This is a genomic window from Helicobacter sp. 13S00477-4, assembly GCF_002272785.1.
Classification (GTDB): Bacteria; Campylobacterota; Campylobacteria; order Campylobacterales; family Helicobacteraceae; genus Helicobacter_J.
In genome coordinates this window covers 65,009-80,553 of record NZ_MLAS01000009.1, presented here as the reverse complement: position 1 = coordinate 80,553, position 15,545 = coordinate 65,009, and the positions used below count along the sequence as shown (strand labels likewise).

General features: G+C 31.5%; 14 protein-coding genes and 3 tRNA genes. 2 read left to right on the top strand and 15 right to left on the bottom strand.

Features of this window, described 5'->3' with window-relative positions; genetic code table 11:
* The 14 genes from BKH44_RS05885 to BKH44_RS05815 all read right to left on the bottom strand — a co-directional run.
* A partial coding sequence (locus BKH44_RS05885; protein WP_143428312.1) for a hypothetical protein occupies window positions 1-714 on the bottom strand: 714 nt, incomplete at its 3' end.
* 645 nt (window positions 715-1,359) lie between these two features.
* Window positions 1,360-1,446, bottom strand: a tRNA-Leu gene (locus BKH44_RS05875).
* A gap of 10 nt (window positions 1,447-1,456) precedes the next feature.
* Window positions 1,457-1,541, bottom strand: a tRNA-Leu gene (locus tag BKH44_RS05870).
* Window positions 1,542-1,570: 29 nt separating this feature from the next.
* Window positions 1,571-1,906, bottom strand: coding sequence for a F0F1 ATP synthase subunit C (locus BKH44_RS05865; protein WP_095271142.1), 336 nt, complete (start codon window positions 1,904-1,906; stop codon window positions 1,571-1,573).
* Window positions 1,907-2,013: 107 nt separating this feature from the next.
* The gene (locus BKH44_RS05860; RefSeq protein WP_095271140.1) at window positions 2,014-4,119 is read right to left on the bottom strand and encodes a polyribonucleotide nucleotidyltransferase; all 2,106 of its coding nucleotides are present in this window, start codon (window positions 4,117-4,119) and stop codon (window positions 2,014-2,016) included.
* Window positions 4,120-4,128: 9 nt separating this feature from the next.
* The gene (locus tag BKH44_RS05855) at window positions 4,129-4,803 is read right to left on the bottom strand and encodes a phosphoribosyltransferase family protein (protein WP_180674125.1); all 675 of its coding nucleotides are present in this window, start codon (window positions 4,801-4,803) and stop codon (window positions 4,129-4,131) included.
* A 30-nt stretch (window positions 4,804-4,833) separates the two neighbouring features.
* Window positions 4,834-7,071: an LPS assembly protein LptD gene (gene lptD / locus BKH44_RS05850; protein ID WP_180674123.1), complete on the bottom strand. Its 2,238-nt coding sequence runs from the start codon at window positions 7,069-7,071 to the stop codon at window positions 4,834-4,836.
* Between the two features lie 24 nt (window positions 7,072-7,095).
* Window positions 7,096-7,560, bottom strand: a complete 465-nt coding sequence (locus BKH44_RS05845) for an RDD family protein (RefSeq protein ID WP_095271132.1) — start codon at window positions 7,558-7,560, stop codon at window positions 7,096-7,098.
* A complete protein-coding gene (purD, locus tag BKH44_RS05840; RefSeq protein ID WP_095271130.1) occupies window positions 7,561-8,826 on the bottom strand; it encodes a phosphoribosylamine--glycine ligase in 1,266 nt (421 codons plus the stop codon).
* Between the two features lie 266 nt (window positions 8,827-9,092).
* Window positions 9,093-9,833 (bottom strand): tRNA pseudouridine(38-40) synthase TruA, encoded by a 741-nt coding sequence (gene truA / locus BKH44_RS05835; protein ID WP_095271127.1) that lies wholly within the window; start codon window positions 9,831-9,833, stop codon window positions 9,093-9,095.
* Window positions 9,833-10,849: an LptF/LptG family permease gene (locus BKH44_RS05830; protein WP_095271124.1), complete on the bottom strand. Its 1,017-nt coding sequence runs from the start codon at window positions 10,847-10,849 to the stop codon at window positions 9,833-9,835. Before BKH44_RS05830 ends, truA begins: the two co-directional genes overlap by 1 nt.
* Entirely contained in the window at window positions 10,842-11,534 is a 693-nt protein-coding gene (locus BKH44_RS05825) for a prepilin peptidase (RefSeq protein ID WP_095271121.1), read from the bottom strand. The genes BKH44_RS05830 and BKH44_RS05825 overlap by 8 nt, the downstream gene beginning before the upstream one ends.
* The gene (locus BKH44_RS05820) at window positions 11,534-12,166 is read right to left on the bottom strand and encodes a protein-L-isoaspartate(D-aspartate) O-methyltransferase (protein WP_095271118.1); all 633 of its coding nucleotides are present in this window, start codon (window positions 12,164-12,166) and stop codon (window positions 11,534-11,536) included. The genes BKH44_RS05825 and BKH44_RS05820 overlap by 1 nt, the downstream gene beginning before the upstream one ends.
* Before the next feature lie 168 nt (window positions 12,167-12,334).
* The gene (locus BKH44_RS05815) at window positions 12,335-13,372 is read right to left on the bottom strand and encodes a ribonucleotide-diphosphate reductase subunit beta (RefSeq protein WP_095271115.1); all 1,038 of its coding nucleotides are present in this window, start codon (window positions 13,370-13,372) and stop codon (window positions 12,335-12,337) included.
* Between the two features lie 174 nt (window positions 13,373-13,546).
* On the opposite strand from BKH44_RS05815, the gene BKH44_RS05810 reads away from it, so the two are divergent.
* A tRNA-Leu gene (locus BKH44_RS05810) sits at window positions 13,547-13,631 on the top strand.
* A gap of 109 nt (window positions 13,632-13,740) precedes the next feature.
* The gene (locus BKH44_RS05805; RefSeq protein ID WP_095271112.1) at window positions 13,741-14,799 is read left to right on the top strand and encodes a glycosyltransferase family 9 protein; all 1,059 of its coding nucleotides are present in this window, start codon (window positions 13,741-13,743) and stop codon (window positions 14,797-14,799) included.
* Here the strand turns inward: BKH44_RS05805 and BKH44_RS05800 are convergent.
* Window positions 14,789-15,526, bottom strand: a complete 738-nt coding sequence (locus tag BKH44_RS05800) for a glycosyltransferase family 25 protein (protein ID WP_095271110.1) — start codon at window positions 15,524-15,526, stop codon at window positions 14,789-14,791. The genes BKH44_RS05805 and BKH44_RS05800 overlap by 11 nt on opposite strands.
* Window positions 15,527-15,545: the final 19 nt, after the last annotated feature.

Genomic DNA, 15,545 nt, shown 5'->3' with positions numbered 1-15,545 from the left:
TCTTGTTTGTGTGTTCAAAGAAGAAATGAAATTTGTCATTTGAGCACTCCTTTGAACCCCAGCATTCAGAGAAGAGAATTTCTTTTGATCATTATGGATGGTTTTGAAAGCTTGTTGTTGAGCTTGACTTAGGGCTGGTATTTCATTGAATCTGGAGAGGTTGAAAATGAGTTTTTGATTCATTGATTGGAAGGTTGAACCGAACTCAGTCGCGACAGGTAAAACGCGCTTTAATTTCTCTTGATCACTAATTGTTTTAAGATCAAATTCTAAACTTGTTAGGAGATTTTTCAATTTCCTGAGACCAAAATTGAGTGAATTCATATCATTATCAGTAACTTCACCTTTTATAACTGACTCATAATAATTTTTAACAGCTGCGATGTAAAGTTTTAATGTAGGTTGAACGAACTTGTTAAATTTTAGCTGTGAAATGTTAATGTTCATACCAGCATAAGTCATCATTGTGAAATAATCGTTTTTAATTTTATTTTTACATTGGTCTATTTTGTCATGCTCTTGCGTGGCCTCAGAGACTATTTTATCATGAAATTCTTGTTGATTATACTCAATAATATTTTTTATAGAAGGGTCTGGTTTAGTAGGCTTGAACATATTTAAAAAAGGATTGGATTCTGCCTTTAAATCACTGACCCCCCCCCCATAAGCAATCAAGCAAACTATTGTTGAGATTTTTAAGTATGTTTTTTTCATTGTAGAACCTTTTCTTTTTTGTCAAATGTTTAGAATATTATAAAACTTATTTTCATAAATGTCAATATAAAATTGATTTTTTTACTTATGGGGGGGGGGGTATAGTAAATTAATTGCTTTCAAAGAAATTAAAGATTTTAATGATTGATAAGTTTTTAGGTTTTTTTATAGAGTAGGGATAAGTTGACCACCCAATGGGTAAAATCCATAAGGGTGGATATGATGTGAAGTATCTTAAACTAAAAAAATTTAGGAAAGAAAATTTTATATCAAGGAGTTGAGTGATGGCAATATTGCTGATAGGATTGTTTTTTAAAAATCCTGACATAAAAGCATAATTCCATATAGCTCTGACATACCTAAACATCCTTAAAGCCAAATCAGAACCACTTTTCTTTTGGTATTTAAGAACAATATCAATCACATCTTTATGACTAAATGGTTACAAAAAATAAAACTTAAAAAATTATAACAATTTTGGTAACCACTTTTTAAAGACTACAATAGGTTATGATCTGTATATCATATATAATAATATGCAATTTGATTAAGCAATATTTAAGAATAAAATGCCTGAATGAGGAAATTTGAAGATAAAAATGTGTATCAATATATAGTGATATGTATATGAAAAGAAAGTTTTTGTGGTGCCGAAGGTCGGACTCGAACCGACACAGAGTTGCCTCTATCAGATTTTGAGTCTGACGTGTCTACCAATTTCACCACTTCGGCAATGTAAGTATGGTGTGCTGAGCGAGACTTGAACTCGCACGAGTTACCTCACCACCCCCTCAAGATGGCGTGTCTACCAGTTCCACCACCAGCACACAAATCTTGCCCAAAAAGAGCAAGAGATTTATCCTATGAAAGGATTCATATAAATAGCAATAACTGCAAAAACCAAAGTATAAATAACTTGAGCTTCAATCAATGCGAGAGCAATAAACATTGTCCCAATAAGTTTGCCTCCAATTCCTGGATTCCTAGCAGTTCCTGAAATCGCTGCTGCTGCTGCATGTCCCATACCAATAGCTCCTCCAAGTGCAGCAATCCCTAAACCGATCACACCTCCAGCAATTGAATAAGCTTTTATCATATCTACTCCCATATTACCCATATTCATAGCATTTCCAGCATCTGCAGCATAAGCAAACCCTAAAAATCCAAAAAACATTACTAGCAAAACTTTCATTAAAAAACTCCTAAATTTTTTTAAGCCCTTTTTCGGATCTATCCCCTACTTTGAGACTTTTTGTGAGCTCTAATTATCTCTAAAAAATCATAAATTTAAGTTTAAAACTATTCTTTTATCAAATCAAGTTCTATTTTTCCCTTGTTTAACCCTAAAATCTTACAGTTTATTTTATCCCCTTCGCAGATATAATCTCTAATATTCCCTACCCGACCTCTATCAAAACGACTTATATGCAATAAACCATCTCCACCCTTTGGCAGTCCGACAAATGCCCCAAAATCAAAAATCTTTTTCACCTCACCTTCAAATATTTCTCCAACTTGATATTTATCCAAATCAGCTTTTTGAGTGTTTATCAAATCTAAAATAAATTGCTTTGCCTTTATGATAAAAGTATTATCTATACCTGAAATCCTCACCTCTCCATTTTCTCTATTCAAATCTATGCTGACTTTAAAACGTTCAATAATCTCTTTGATAGTTTTTCCTCCATGTCCAATAATCTCTACAATTTTTCCAGGATGAATGTTGAAAATTTCTATGCTCGGAAGTATGTCACTATTCAAGATAATCTTATTTTGTGCCTCTTTCATGATTTTAAGTATGTGTTGCCTTGCTTCTCTAGCTTGATAAAGTGCCTTTTGTAATATTTCAAAAGATACACCATCAATTTTAATATCCATTTGCATAGCACTGATACCATTTTCAGATCCTGCTATTTTAAAATCCATATCCCCATCATAATCCTCAAGCCCAGTTATATCAGTCAATATAGCATATTTTTCCCCTTCAACAACCAAACCCATAGCCACACCAGCTATCAAATTCCTTACCTCAATCCCGCTACAACACAATGCCAAAGAACCACCACAAACGCTTGCCATAGAACTTGAACCATTTGATTCAAGTATTTCAGAAACCAATCGAATAGTCTTATTGCGATCCACAATGCTACTTTCTAAAGCCTTTTTGGCTAAATTACCATGCCCTAACTCTCGTCTACTTGGAGATGTAATGATTGAAGCTTCACCCACACTGAAACCAGGAAAATTATAATGGAACATAAATTTTTCTTTATTGCCAACTTTATCACTTAAAGACTCTTGGATTTGGGCATCATTTTCAGAGCCTATAGTGCTTACAACCAAAGCCTGTGTTTGTCCCCTAGTAAACAAAACCGATCCATGTGCAAAAGGCAAAATATTTGTCAATATTTCAATATCTCTAATATCTTCATATCCTCTACCATCTGCTCTTATTCCTTGGTGGATGATCTGATACCTTACTAATTCTTTTTTATACGTTTCTAAAGCAAATAAAATATCTTCAAATATCCAATCTTCAATCTTACCTTTAACCTCAAATATATGATTAGCGACGTTTTTTAAGCTTGTATTTCTCTCACTTTTTGCCATTTCTGTAACAATTTTATATACCTCTTTAGAATAATTGTTCCTGATATAATCATCAATATTTAGATTTTTTTGACAAAAATTTAAAGTTAATTCTAAGGGATTTTTTTTGAATACTCCCAAAGTTTTTGTATATTGTTCACAAGCTTTAGAAATCTCCTTTTTACCCAAATCAAGTGCTTTGATAAAATCTTCTTCGCAGATTTCATTCATCCCTTCATCTAAAAGAAGTGATTGCATCTCTATCATTAATAATGCTTCTTTTGTCCCAGATACATAAAGGTCTAAATTTGATTTATCCATTTTGTCCATTGTTGGGTTTAAAACAAACTCCCCATTAATCCTACCAATCCTTACAGCATTAACAGCATGATAAATTGGTAAATTCGAAATATACAATGCATTTGCAGCTGCATTCAATGCACAAACCTGTAAATCACTTTTTTTATCATAACTCAAAACCATCACCGTGATTTGAGTCGGATAATTAAATCCTTTCGGAAAAATAGGTCGTAGACTTCTATCAATAATTCTTGAAGTGAGTGTTTCAAAATCTCCTGGCTTACCTTCACGCTTTACAAATCCTCCAGGAAATCTACCTAAGGCATAAGATTTTTCAATATATTGGACAGTAAGAGGGAGAAAATCTTCTTTGACTGGCTTTTCATCAATAGCAACAGTTGCTAAAATGATAGTCCCACCATTCTGATACATTACAGAACCTGCTGCTTGTCTAGCAACATGATTTAAAATATATTTTTCTTCCAAATTTTTCAATTCTAATTCAATAATATCCACTTATATTCCTTATCTTTTACTTAAATTCTTATCTTCAATTTTACCTAAAGAGTTATCAAGGATTTTTTCAATTTCCTCTTCATTAACTGGAGGCAAAGATCTATAATAATGTGCTGTAGAAACAAAATGCTCAGGCCTTATAACACTAATAACGCCATCACAAATTTCAGATAAACTTGTCCCTACATTTTGAGCAATGACAGGAGTAAGGATATAAATACTTTTTGCACCTTTTGCAATACAAGTTTGAATAGCCACATTCATTGTCAAACCTGTTTCTACACCTTGATCGACAATAAATACATCTTTGCCTATCAAAGAACTTATCATTGAACCTTTTCTAAACTTATAAATATCTGTCAAAATAATCTCTTCATAAGCCCTCTTAGCCTCCCCATAAACATAATCCAAGGTAATTTCAAATGAATCTATCAAAGCTTCGTTCATAATTATATCCATATTTTCACTTACAATAGCAATTTCGCATTCGTGATTCAAAGGTGCGTAAATAGGAACAGTAAACAAAAAATCTAATTTAACATTAAGTTTTTTAGACATTTTTTCACCAAATGCTACCCCTGCAAGACTTGTGGCCAAAATAATACAATTTTTTGTATCCAAATGACGGATAAGTATCTCATCTATAAGACGATTCAATGCATCATCTCTATCCTCAAATCTCATATTGTTTTTTGTCATATCCATCATTTTTCCTTATTTTGTGATACGATAAGTCAAACCTGTATTTGTAAGCGGAACAAAATTTAATTCCAGTTTGATATAAGTATTTTTAAGAACTTCTAGAGGATTTCCAGGATCATTAGTCAAGATTGGTCTCCTTTGGTTGACAAATTTAAGCCCAATGCCAAAACAACGAATATTCTTAAAAATACCAATATCCCAATCTAACAAAACATTATTTTTGATATCATAACCAGCTGAAGCACTCAAGCCAAAATAGCCAAAATCATTACTGAAACCACCTTTAAGATAATTGGCAGAATTTTCAATGATCTTATTGATACCTTCATCATTAAACTTTCTTTTAATATAATAAGATAAATTTGCAACCATATAGTTATGTTTATACATTGCATTTATAGCTATTTCATCCAAACTATTATAATAAAAAGAATAAAAAATACTCCCATAAATATCCAATCCCTCAAGCGGAGAAAAACCAATTTTATTTTCCATTGGGACTCTTGCAATTGAAACTTTATCATCAAAATTCAATCCTTGTGAAAGCTTCCAATAGAACAATTCTTTCCCTCCAAGTCCGTAAAAATATTGCGTTAATTTTATATTCATTTTTCTTGCAGCAATCCTTGAACTTGTTATATTTAAAGGATTCCATATATCTGAATACAATTCATCGTTAATTGAATAATAATCCAAATCATTTGGAGCATAATCATTCCTAGCCTTAGCGGTCAAATCATACATCTGTGCATCAAATAATCCATTAGACAACTGAAAATATGGTGCACTGAATGCCAATTCAAATTGAATTGTGTGAAAAACCTTATTATAGTCTTTTGCCAAATCAGTATTTAAATAAATTGAATACCCTGATGATACAAGATTACCAAATTGCCTAGTGCTTCTTTTGCCCAAATCCGGAATATAAGCCATTGAAGAATTTGTAAGAGCTAAATTACTCACATAAAAATCATTCCATATACCCAAAGAAAGATATTTTTTAAAAAGGGAAAGCTGCAAACCAATAGGAATATTCAAAGAATTTTGCACATAACCATAACCTACTTCTCTTGTAGTATCTTTAAATTCATAATCAAGAGAATACAAGAGATTTTTAAAAAAAAGTGTGTTAAGGTATTTATGGTATTGAAGATTTGGCAAAGATTGGAATGTTTTATTATTGTTGATTTTGTTCAAGTTTAAAAAATATTTCAAATTCAATCCATAATAATGATTTTCTGTCTGAACATAATAGTTACCTCTAGACATATGTGTTCCATCTGTGATGATTTTATTTATATTTTCAAACCGAACATAATCCAAATCATTCATATACAAAAAATCAAGATACAAACCATTATCTATGAGTGGCTTAAGTCCAAAATATTTTTCAAGTGGATTCCTACTAGAATGTAGAAATTCAAAACCAAATACATTTCTATTCCTCAAATTATATTTTTTATAATACCTATCATTATTGTGAAAAAACCTTGTATTGAATACAAACTTATCTTGCTCCCAATCAATAAATCTAGCTTCAAGATTCCCTCCATAACCCCTCTCTGTCCTAATTTGAGGAGTAAAAGTCATATCCCAAAAATCTTGTAATGCTAAATAAAAAGGTTGCATATAGACAAAACCTTCAGTATTAGAAGCAGCAAATTCAGGGTACAAAAGACCGCTTGCACGCTTATTGCTAGTTGATAAGTATAAATAAGGAAAATACAACACAGGGACATCACCAATATAGATTTTAGGATTCCAAAGGGATAAAGCAGATTTATCTGAATTATAAGATCCTGAAGTTGCATCAATATGCCAAATAGGATTTTCAATACTACAACCTGAAATTGTGGCATTTTTAAAACTATATTTTTTATCAAGATTTTGTGCTTTATTTGCACTTACCCACATTCCGCTGATACTATCTTGCATATAAAAAGGTTCTATTACCTCATATTTTTCATCCATATTCAAAACAATATGTTCAGCATGGGCAAATAAGCCTCCTCCTTTATAAATTTTAATATTCCCATCAATGGTAGCAACACGATTCTTGGTATCATAAGATATTTTATCTGCAAGGATGTATAAATCATGATTTAAAAGTACCGCATTTCCAAAAGCGATTACAACGCTACCTTGTGCACTCACATTATCTGCTAAAAGTTCAAAAATTTTATTATTATTTTTATCAAATTTTTGCACAGCGACTTGACTCGCATAACTAAAAACACAAAAAATAATCATAATAATAAATCTAAACAAAATGTTCTATCCAGCTGAAATTACAAGCATTCTGCCCCATTTATCATAAAATGGACGTAAAAACTTATCATTCAAAGCAAAAATAAATAAAGTGCAACAAACACCTTCTTGAACAATTTTAATAAAACAACGCATCAAAATGCTTATAAAGTTAGGTTTATCTAAAGTTTGCACAGAAATAACCTTTATACCAACAATCATCTTCCCTAAAGTAGCACCAAAAAATAAAATAAAAAATAATTCATAAAAAAATTGAAACATAAAAAATAAAAATAAAAATTTTTGAATAAAAATAATTTTACTTTCAATATTTTTTACATATTCTCCAAAAAAACCATAACAAAAACCCCAAACCAAAAAAAATATAAATAATAAATCTATCAAAAAAGCACTGAGACGTTGAGTAAAAGAACTTAGAGTCAAACCTTCCCTGAATAATATTTCCTCTATTTTCTCATCACTAAACAACATCTAATGTTCCAAAACTTTCAAACCAATATCATCACGATAACCCATACCATTGAAATGAATTTTTTCAACTAAAGAATAAGCATTTTTTCTTGCCTCAGATAAAGTTTTTCCCTTTCCAATTCCAAGCAACACTCTCCCTCCGGTAGCCAAAAGCTCATTATTTTTTTTCACAACACCACCAAAAGATAAATGCCCTATTGAACTATCAAAATTTTTTATATAGATGGCTTGTGGTTGTGAATTTTTATATGGATAATCTTTAGAAACCAAAACAATCCCTACGCAATACTCATCAAAAAACTCAACTTTTATATCACTCAAAGAATGCTCCATTACAGCATAACATAGATCTAATAGCGGAGTCTTTAACAATGGCATCAAAACCTCACATTCCGGATCCCCAAATCTGACATTGTATTCAAGTAAATAAGGTTCATTTTTTACAACCATGATGCCAGCAAAAAGCACTCCACTGAAAGGATTATTTTCTTTCAACATTCCTTTTAATGTTGGCTCAATAATCCTATCTTTAATTTTTTGTTTCAAAATTTCATCGCACAATGGTGTAGGTGCATAAGCACCCATACCTCCAGTATTAGGTCCTCTATCACCACTCAAAAGACGTTTGTGATCTTGAGCAACTGGCAACAAAACATATTCTTCACCATCACAAAGAGCAAAAACAGATAATTCATACCCTTCCAAAAACTCCTCAATCACGACACATTTTCCTGCTTCGCCAAAACTTTTGCCACACAACATTTCATCTACACAGGATTTAGCTTCTGCATAGCTAAGTGCAATGATCACACCCTTACCTGCACAAAGACCATCTGCCTTAACAACAATAGGCAAAGATAATTTATCAATAAATTCGCAAGCTTTTTCAAAATCAGAAGTTTTGAGGTAAGCTGCAGTAGGAACATTAAAGCGGGAAACAAAATCTTTCATAAAAGCTTTTGAGCCTTCTAATAAAGCTGCTTTTTTGCTTGGTCCAAAAACTTTGATTCCAGCTTCACGCAAGATATCACTCAATCCAGATACAAGAGGTTTCTCAGGTCCGATGATGACAAAATCAATACAATAATCCTGAACAAATTTTATAATTTCTCCATCATTTCTAAAAACAATATTCTCTCCAATTTCTTCTGTAGCACCATTTCCGGGAAAAAAATAAATCTTTTGAACACGAGGATCCTCTATAAATTTTTTACCCAATGAATACTCTCTACCACCACTCCCTATAATTAATATTTTTTCTTCCATTTATAAACCCTAGTTTTAGCTACATTACTACCCAAATGACCGTTACTTTTTGCACGTAGCCTAAAAAAGCTACAAAGAGAATCAAGAGAATCTCATTAGGCGGCAGATCCTAAACTAAAAGCTTCAAACAGAAATACCGAACACACAAAGATCACTACGATTGATTCAAAATTACTTATTTAACAGACTCGTCAATTTTTAGAAATACGAATCATTCAGGCATTATCATTATAATCAATAGAGCTTTAAAATAACATATAGTCAAATCAATAAATCACTCTTGCCAAATATAAACCATTACCAGAAACAGGATAGGTAAAAATTCGTTTTTTACACTCAAGTTGCAAAAAAATATCATCAAGCCCAATTTCACCTTTTGAATAAGCCAAAACACTCCCTAACATCAAACGAACCTGCGTACGCAAAAAACCATCAGCTTCCAAATAAATCACATAACATTCTTGAGAAAAAATCCTATACTCATAAAATCTAACCAAAAAAATTTCACGAAAATCATCCTTGGTATGACTACCTTTTTTCTTAAAATAACCAAAATTATGTCTGCCTAAAAATAAATTCAAAGCTTGCGTTATGAGTTTTTTGTCTCTAAAATCTTGTTTGGAAATATATTTAGCAATAAAAGGATTTAAATAATCTTTACAAAAAATATAACGATAACCTCTTCTTTTAGCATTAAATCTAGGATGAAATAACATATCTGTTTCTTGAAGATTTTTCACAAAAATATGAGGATATAATTTCTGATTAAGTAAAGATTTTATTTTATCTATATCCATCTGATGGCAAACACAAAAAGAAATAATTTGTCCTGTAGCGTGCACACCTTTATCAGTTCTGCTTGCAGCTAGAACCTCATCTTCAATACCCATGCTCCGAAGTGCAGATTCTATCTTTTCAACTACACTCAATATCCCTACAGTCTTCTGCCTTGCAAATCCACTGAATCCAGAACCATCATAAGCAATTTTACCAACAAGTCTTTTCATCAATAAAACTTCAAAATAAAGCGACGATAAAGATAATAAGATCCGACTATCCAAGATGAAGGTAATAAAGCCATTCCCCAAAAAGGAACATTTTGACTCGTGATATGCATAATCAAAAAATAAATCCCAATACCCAATAAAATATAGACATATGACAAATTTTTATGAAATCTTGGATTTGCCACTCCAAACAAAGGGATTAAAAATATGCTCACAATAGGAAAAAGAGAGGTCATAATTGCTTGGGATAATCTTCTAGCCTGTGAAGAACTACCTTCAAAAGCACTATGCCAATAATCAATCAAATCATAAGAACTCAATTTTAAAACACTTGTTTCATTCCTCAAGCTCATTACTCTGAAATCTATTTTTTTTATTTCTTTATTTTTTGCAAAGTAAGCATCTCCATCATATAAATCAAGTTCAAAAAAACCCTTTAAATTATTAACATTTCCACTATTTGCAACAATAAAACTTTCTGTAGAAAGCCCATCACTTGAAAAAAGTACAAGATTTTCATAATGATTCCCGTTAGCTTTATTAACATAAACAAGCCAATCCCCCAATTTTTGACCAAATTCACCAGGACGAATATTAATATTAACTTTATTTTTCTTCTCAGCAATAAAATCAGAATAAGCACTTTTAGACAAAGGGATCATCACCAAAGAAAATAACAAAAGCACTATGCTAACCAAAACACTCACAGGGATAAAAATCTTTAAAATCTTTTGAGGTGAAACACCCAAAGAGAAAAAAACCAATAATTCATAATCATAAGAGAGTCTAGAAAGTCCCAAAACACAAGCAGCAAAAAAAGTAGCAGGGATGATAAAAAAAACCGTACCAGGCAAAGAATATAAAAATAATTGGGCTAAATCCAAAACATCCATTTTTACAATTAAAGTAACACCAGCAATCCCAATGAGTAAAACAATAGAAGCAATAAAAAATAAAACAAGAAAAAATGGAAAAAATATCTGTGAAATAGATAAAAAAATGTATTGCTTAATCACTATAAACCCTTATAATAAAACAAAAAATAATCCCAAAAAGAATAAAAGCAATCAAAGGAATCTTAAAAACGCTTTTACCAAATAATCTTGAAAAAAGTATGTAAAAAATACCAAGTACACAGCCCCAAAAAATACCTTTCAAGCTATTCTCAGTGCCAAATAAAAGTCCACTTGAGGCAATAAAAACAATATCACCTTCCCCTAAAATCTCTTTTTTATAAATCATATCTCCAAAAATTCTAAATATTGCAAACAATCCAGCAAGACCAAAACCCTCAAGCAATTTTTCAAAAGATAAATAAAAAGAATTATCAAAAATCATCACACCCAAAATTACTAAAAAAAGCAATGCAAAATTTAGCCAATCAGGCACAGCAAATTTCTTAATATCAATCAATGCTAAAAATATCATCAAAGAAAAAACAGCCATTAGCCAAAACTCAAAAATCCCTTGATACAAAAATCCAATCCCAAAGCCTAAAAATACTAATAATATAAGGATACAAATATTTAAAACATTAGAATCAAAAACCCCTCGACAATGCCTGAAATTGTCATACCAAACCAACCAAAAAATTGCCCAACCTAATACAATCAGCCCAAAAACTGATGTATCAAAACCGTTAGGAGAAATCAAAAAAAATAAAAAAATATTCTTATCAAAACCAAAGGAAGATAAATCCATTAGCGCATCACACCATCAACAACTGGCACAAATAGACATTTTTCAAGCACTTCAGGTATACCAAGCCTATTATCTTTTTTCCTATAACGTTTGATTACTTGTGTATTCCCCTCCAAGATTGGTGCTACAATTATTCCACCCTCTTCAAGCTGACCAATCAATACTTCAGGAATATCCTTTATACAAGCAGAAAATAAAATCCGATCATAAGGAGCAAATGCTTCCCAACCTTTTTGCCCATCATCAAGCTTAGTATTTATATTACTAATACCAGATTTTCTAATCCTTTCTTTAGCCTCTAAAAGAAGTTTTTCAATCCTTTCTATTGAAAATACTCTGCGAAATAATTTTGCAAGCACCATTGCCTGATAACCACTTCCACAGCCTATTTCCAAGACACTATCTCCGCCTTTTGGAACCAAATATTGAGTCATCTTTGCCACCGTCAAAGGAGAGCTTATCCATTGATCGGCACCCATTGGTAATGCATCCAAATTATAAGCCAAATGTTTCAAAGAAGAAGGCACAAACATTTTACGATCAATACTACAAATTGCCTCCCTAACATCTTCTTGAAGACAAATCTGTTTAGCAATTTCATCACACATCAAATGCCCCTCAAGCTTAAACATTGCTTGATTCCAAACTAATTTGAACTGCTATTTTCATTTTCCTCACTTCATTGCAATTAGATTAATAAAAACTTATACACATCTTAATCTGATTTGTTTAGAGAATTTTTGAGATTATTATAAAAAGAATTCGCTTTTTTTTCAATCATCTGATCTAAAGATAAGGTATTAAAAATCATCGAAATTTACACTTCCTTTTGCATAATTAGTCACTTTTGCTTCAAAAAAATTTGTTTTTTGCTCATTAAAGCTAGCAAATTGATCTACCCATTTTATAGGGTGAGAGACATTATAAAGCTTAGGAATACCCACTCTGCCAAGTCGTTCATCAGCAAGATATTGAATATATTGATGGATGATCTCTGAAGTCAACCCTAAAATCTGTCCTTGTGTAATATAATCCCCCCAAGCAGACTCAATCTCAACAGCCTTCCTAAACATTTCAATCACTTCTTCTTCTAAATCATTAGTAAATAAATATCCACGTTCATTTTTTAGAGAATTGATCATATTTTGAAACAATACTAAATGAGTGACTTCATCACGCTGAATAAAACGAATCATCTGTGCTGAACCAAGCATTTTTCCACTACGAGCAAGTGTATAAAAATAACTAAAACCACTATAAAAATAAATCCCTTCTAAAATCTGATTAGCATACATTGCTTTAAGTAAATTTCTCTCAGTAGGATTTTTAGCCAACTCTAAATAAACATTTGCGATATGATCATTCTTGCTACGCAGTTGCATATCCACACGCCACATATCATAGATTTCATCAGTATTAGCAGAAATAGATTCTACCATTACAGCATAACTTTGAGAATGCAAGGCTTCTTCATAGGCTTGTCTGACAAGGATAAGATTGATTTCAGGACTAGTAATATAAGGATTAACATTATCAATAAGATTATTTGTCTGTAAGCTATCCATAAAAATTAATTGTGCCAAAGCCCTATCATAACCCAATTTTTCTTGAGGTGTAAGTCCCCCATTATAATCACGTTTATCTGGATTCATATTGACTTCTTCTGGAAACCAGGTATTTGCCAACATCAATTTCCAAAGATTATAAGCCCATTGATATTTTATTTTATTAAGATCAAACATACTCGTAGGATTTCCACCAAATATCCTACGCTCATTAACACCTTCTTTAGAATTTGGATTGTATATTTTTTTACGTTCGACAATCGGGTCTTGCATCATTAAATCCTTCTAATTTTTCTGACTCAAAACAATACCTAAAATTTTCTTTAAGTTTCGTAATAATCAACAGATTAGTATTAATTTTTAGGTTTTTTCAGTTTTATTTAAAGCTTTAGCAAGTAAAATACGCACCTGCCTTAAAATACAGATTGAAGTCATAAAATCATCATTGCGGAAGTGGCGAAACTGGCAGACGCACCAGACTTAGGATCTGGCGCCGCAAGGCGTGGAGGTTCAAGTCCTCTCTTCCGCACCATTTTTTATCCTCCTATTACAAAAAATCATCTTTTTACATATCAGAAAACATTAAAATCCTATGATTTATTGTATATAATTTCTAAATCAAACATCATGCAAGATAAAAAATGAAAAAAATAAACTTTAAAAAATCTGATTCTATTAAAATACTTTTATTCAGGACAGACAAATTAGGGGATGTTGTCCTATCTTTGGAATGTATAGAAGCCCTTAAAACTCTTTATCCTAAAAGTCATATTTGTTTCGCTATGCAAAGCTATACTGCCCCCTTAATAGAAAACAATCCATTTTTAGATGAAACTATCCTAACAGACAACTGCAGTCAAAAAGAACTCATTCGTACCATCAAAAATAAGAATTTTGATATAAGTATTTCTCTTTTCCCCTCAAAAATTGCTTGTTATGTGCCATTTTTTGCTAGAATCCCTATTAGGATTGGTCCATTTTCAAAAATCAGGAGCTTACTTTTTACACATAAAATTCGTCAAAAACGTTCTCTTGGGGAAAAAAATGAAGCCCAATATAATCTTGATCTCCTAAAACCACTGGGTTGTGAAAAAAAATATTTTCCAAAAATTTACCTCTCAAATGAAGAAATCTCTCAAGCTAAAAACTATCTTCATAACAAATTTGGAAACGACGCTAAAAAAATAATCATCCTCCATCCAGGCAGCGGAGGATCTTCAAAAGATTGGAAAATACAAAATTATTTTTCATTGGCAGAAAAAATAGTCCAAAACAATATAGCAAAAGTCCTCATTACAGGCTCTCAAACAGAATTAAATACTTATAAAAGACTCATGAAAAATCACCCTCTATTAGATCAAAATAATCTATTAGAAAATCAAAAATCCTTAAGAGAACTCCTAAGCATCATAGCAGAAGCAAAATTATTTTTAAGTAATGGAACAGGTCCTTTACATTGTGCGATTGCCCTTGATGTTCCTACAATTGGATTCCACACGCTAATGCGTTCTTGCAAGCCAAATAGATGGGGTCCTTTTTGTGCCAATATGAAAAAACACACTATCATTACACCTACAACATCATCAGGAGAAAGAATACCTGAATGCATCTCTTGTAATAAAAAATGCCCTTATTATCTATGTATGGATCGTATTTTAGTAGAAGATATTTTTGAGATTATCAAAAATACTAATCTTTAAATCTATAAAGATACAAAATATGTTTGCATACTAAATAAGGTCGAACAATCTCACGAATTGCCTTCCAAAATAAGGATTTCTTTATTTTTTTATCATAACGATTTGGAATAGTCGTCACTACAGAAACCTGTGGATTTTCTGCTATTAAATAAGGGATATGCAAAACAGTTTTCACCCCATGCATATAAATTTTATCCATAAAATTATCAACCGCAAGAATCCAATACTTACTACCATCAATGAATTTTTTTGCAGCATTAGGTGTCAAATAATAACCTTGTGCTCCTGCAATATCATCATATGTTGTAGCAAAATTTTTTTCTATCATCGTAAATGGTTTTTTTGGTTCATCTAATGCCATTAACCTTACATATTCATATGAAGATTCTTTGATCCTACAAAACCCTTCAAGAAAACAATCAAGTAATTCAACATCATCTTCCAAAATAACTATAGGTTCATCAAGTTTAACACACTCACACCACAAAGAAAAATGAGAAGCATAGCAAGCTATTTCGCCATCTGTTGCATCCCTAGCACGATATATTTTAGATAAAAAACTACTATAATATTTATCAAAACGATGTTGTTCTCCTTTTTTTGCATCAATAGCATCAAAAAAAATAATTTCTTCTTCAAAACCATTTTTTCTAAGTTTATCTATTTGTTCAAGCATAGAGTCTTTTCTATCTTTAGCCCAATTCAAATGAATAATGAAAATCTTCATATCCGTCCAAACCTTTATT

What these genes read in the sequence shown, in the direction of transcription:
- purD (WP_095271130.1), bottom strand. Translation starts at nt 8,826, where the DNA reads ATGGAAGAAAAAATATTAATTATAGGGAGTGGTGGTAGAGAGTATTCA.
- BKH44_RS05800 (WP_095271110.1), bottom strand. Translation starts at nt 15,526, where the DNA reads ATGAAGATTTTCATTATTCATTTGAATTGGGCTAAAGATAGAAAAGAC.
- BKH44_RS05845 (WP_095271132.1), bottom strand. Translation starts at nt 7,560, where the DNA reads ATGTTGTTTAGTGATGAGAAAATAGAGGAAATATTATTCAGGGAAGGT.
- BKH44_RS05855 (WP_180674125.1), bottom strand. Translation starts at nt 4,803, where the DNA reads ATGAGATTTGAGGATAGAGATGATGCATTGAATCGTCTTATAGATGAG.
- BKH44_RS05820 (WP_095271118.1), bottom strand. Translation starts at nt 12,166, where the DNA reads ATGTTTAAGCTTGAGGGGCATTTGATGTGTGATGAAATTGCTAAACAG.
- BKH44_RS05865 (WP_095271142.1), bottom strand. Translation starts at nt 1,906, where the DNA reads ATGAAAGTTTTGCTAGTAATGTTTTTTGGATTTTTAGGGTTTGCTTAT.
- BKH44_RS05815 (WP_095271115.1), bottom strand. Translation starts at nt 13,372, where the DNA reads ATGCAAGACCCGATTGTCGAACGTAAAAAAATATACAATCCAAATTCT.
- BKH44_RS05825 (WP_095271121.1), bottom strand. Translation starts at nt 11,534, where the DNA reads ATGGATTTATCTTCCTTTGGTTTTGATAAGAATATTTTTTTATTTTTT.
- BKH44_RS05805 (WP_095271112.1), top strand. Translation starts at nt 13,741, where the DNA reads ATGAAAAAAATAAACTTTAAAAAATCTGATTCTATTAAAATACTTTTA.
- lptD (WP_180674123.1), bottom strand. Translation starts at nt 7,071, where the DNA reads ATGATTATTTTTTGTGTTTTTAGTTATGCGAGTCAAGTCGCTGTGCAA.
- truA (WP_095271127.1), bottom strand. Translation starts at nt 9,833, where the DNA reads ATGAAAAGACTTGTTGGTAAAATTGCTTATGATGGTTCTGGATTCAGT.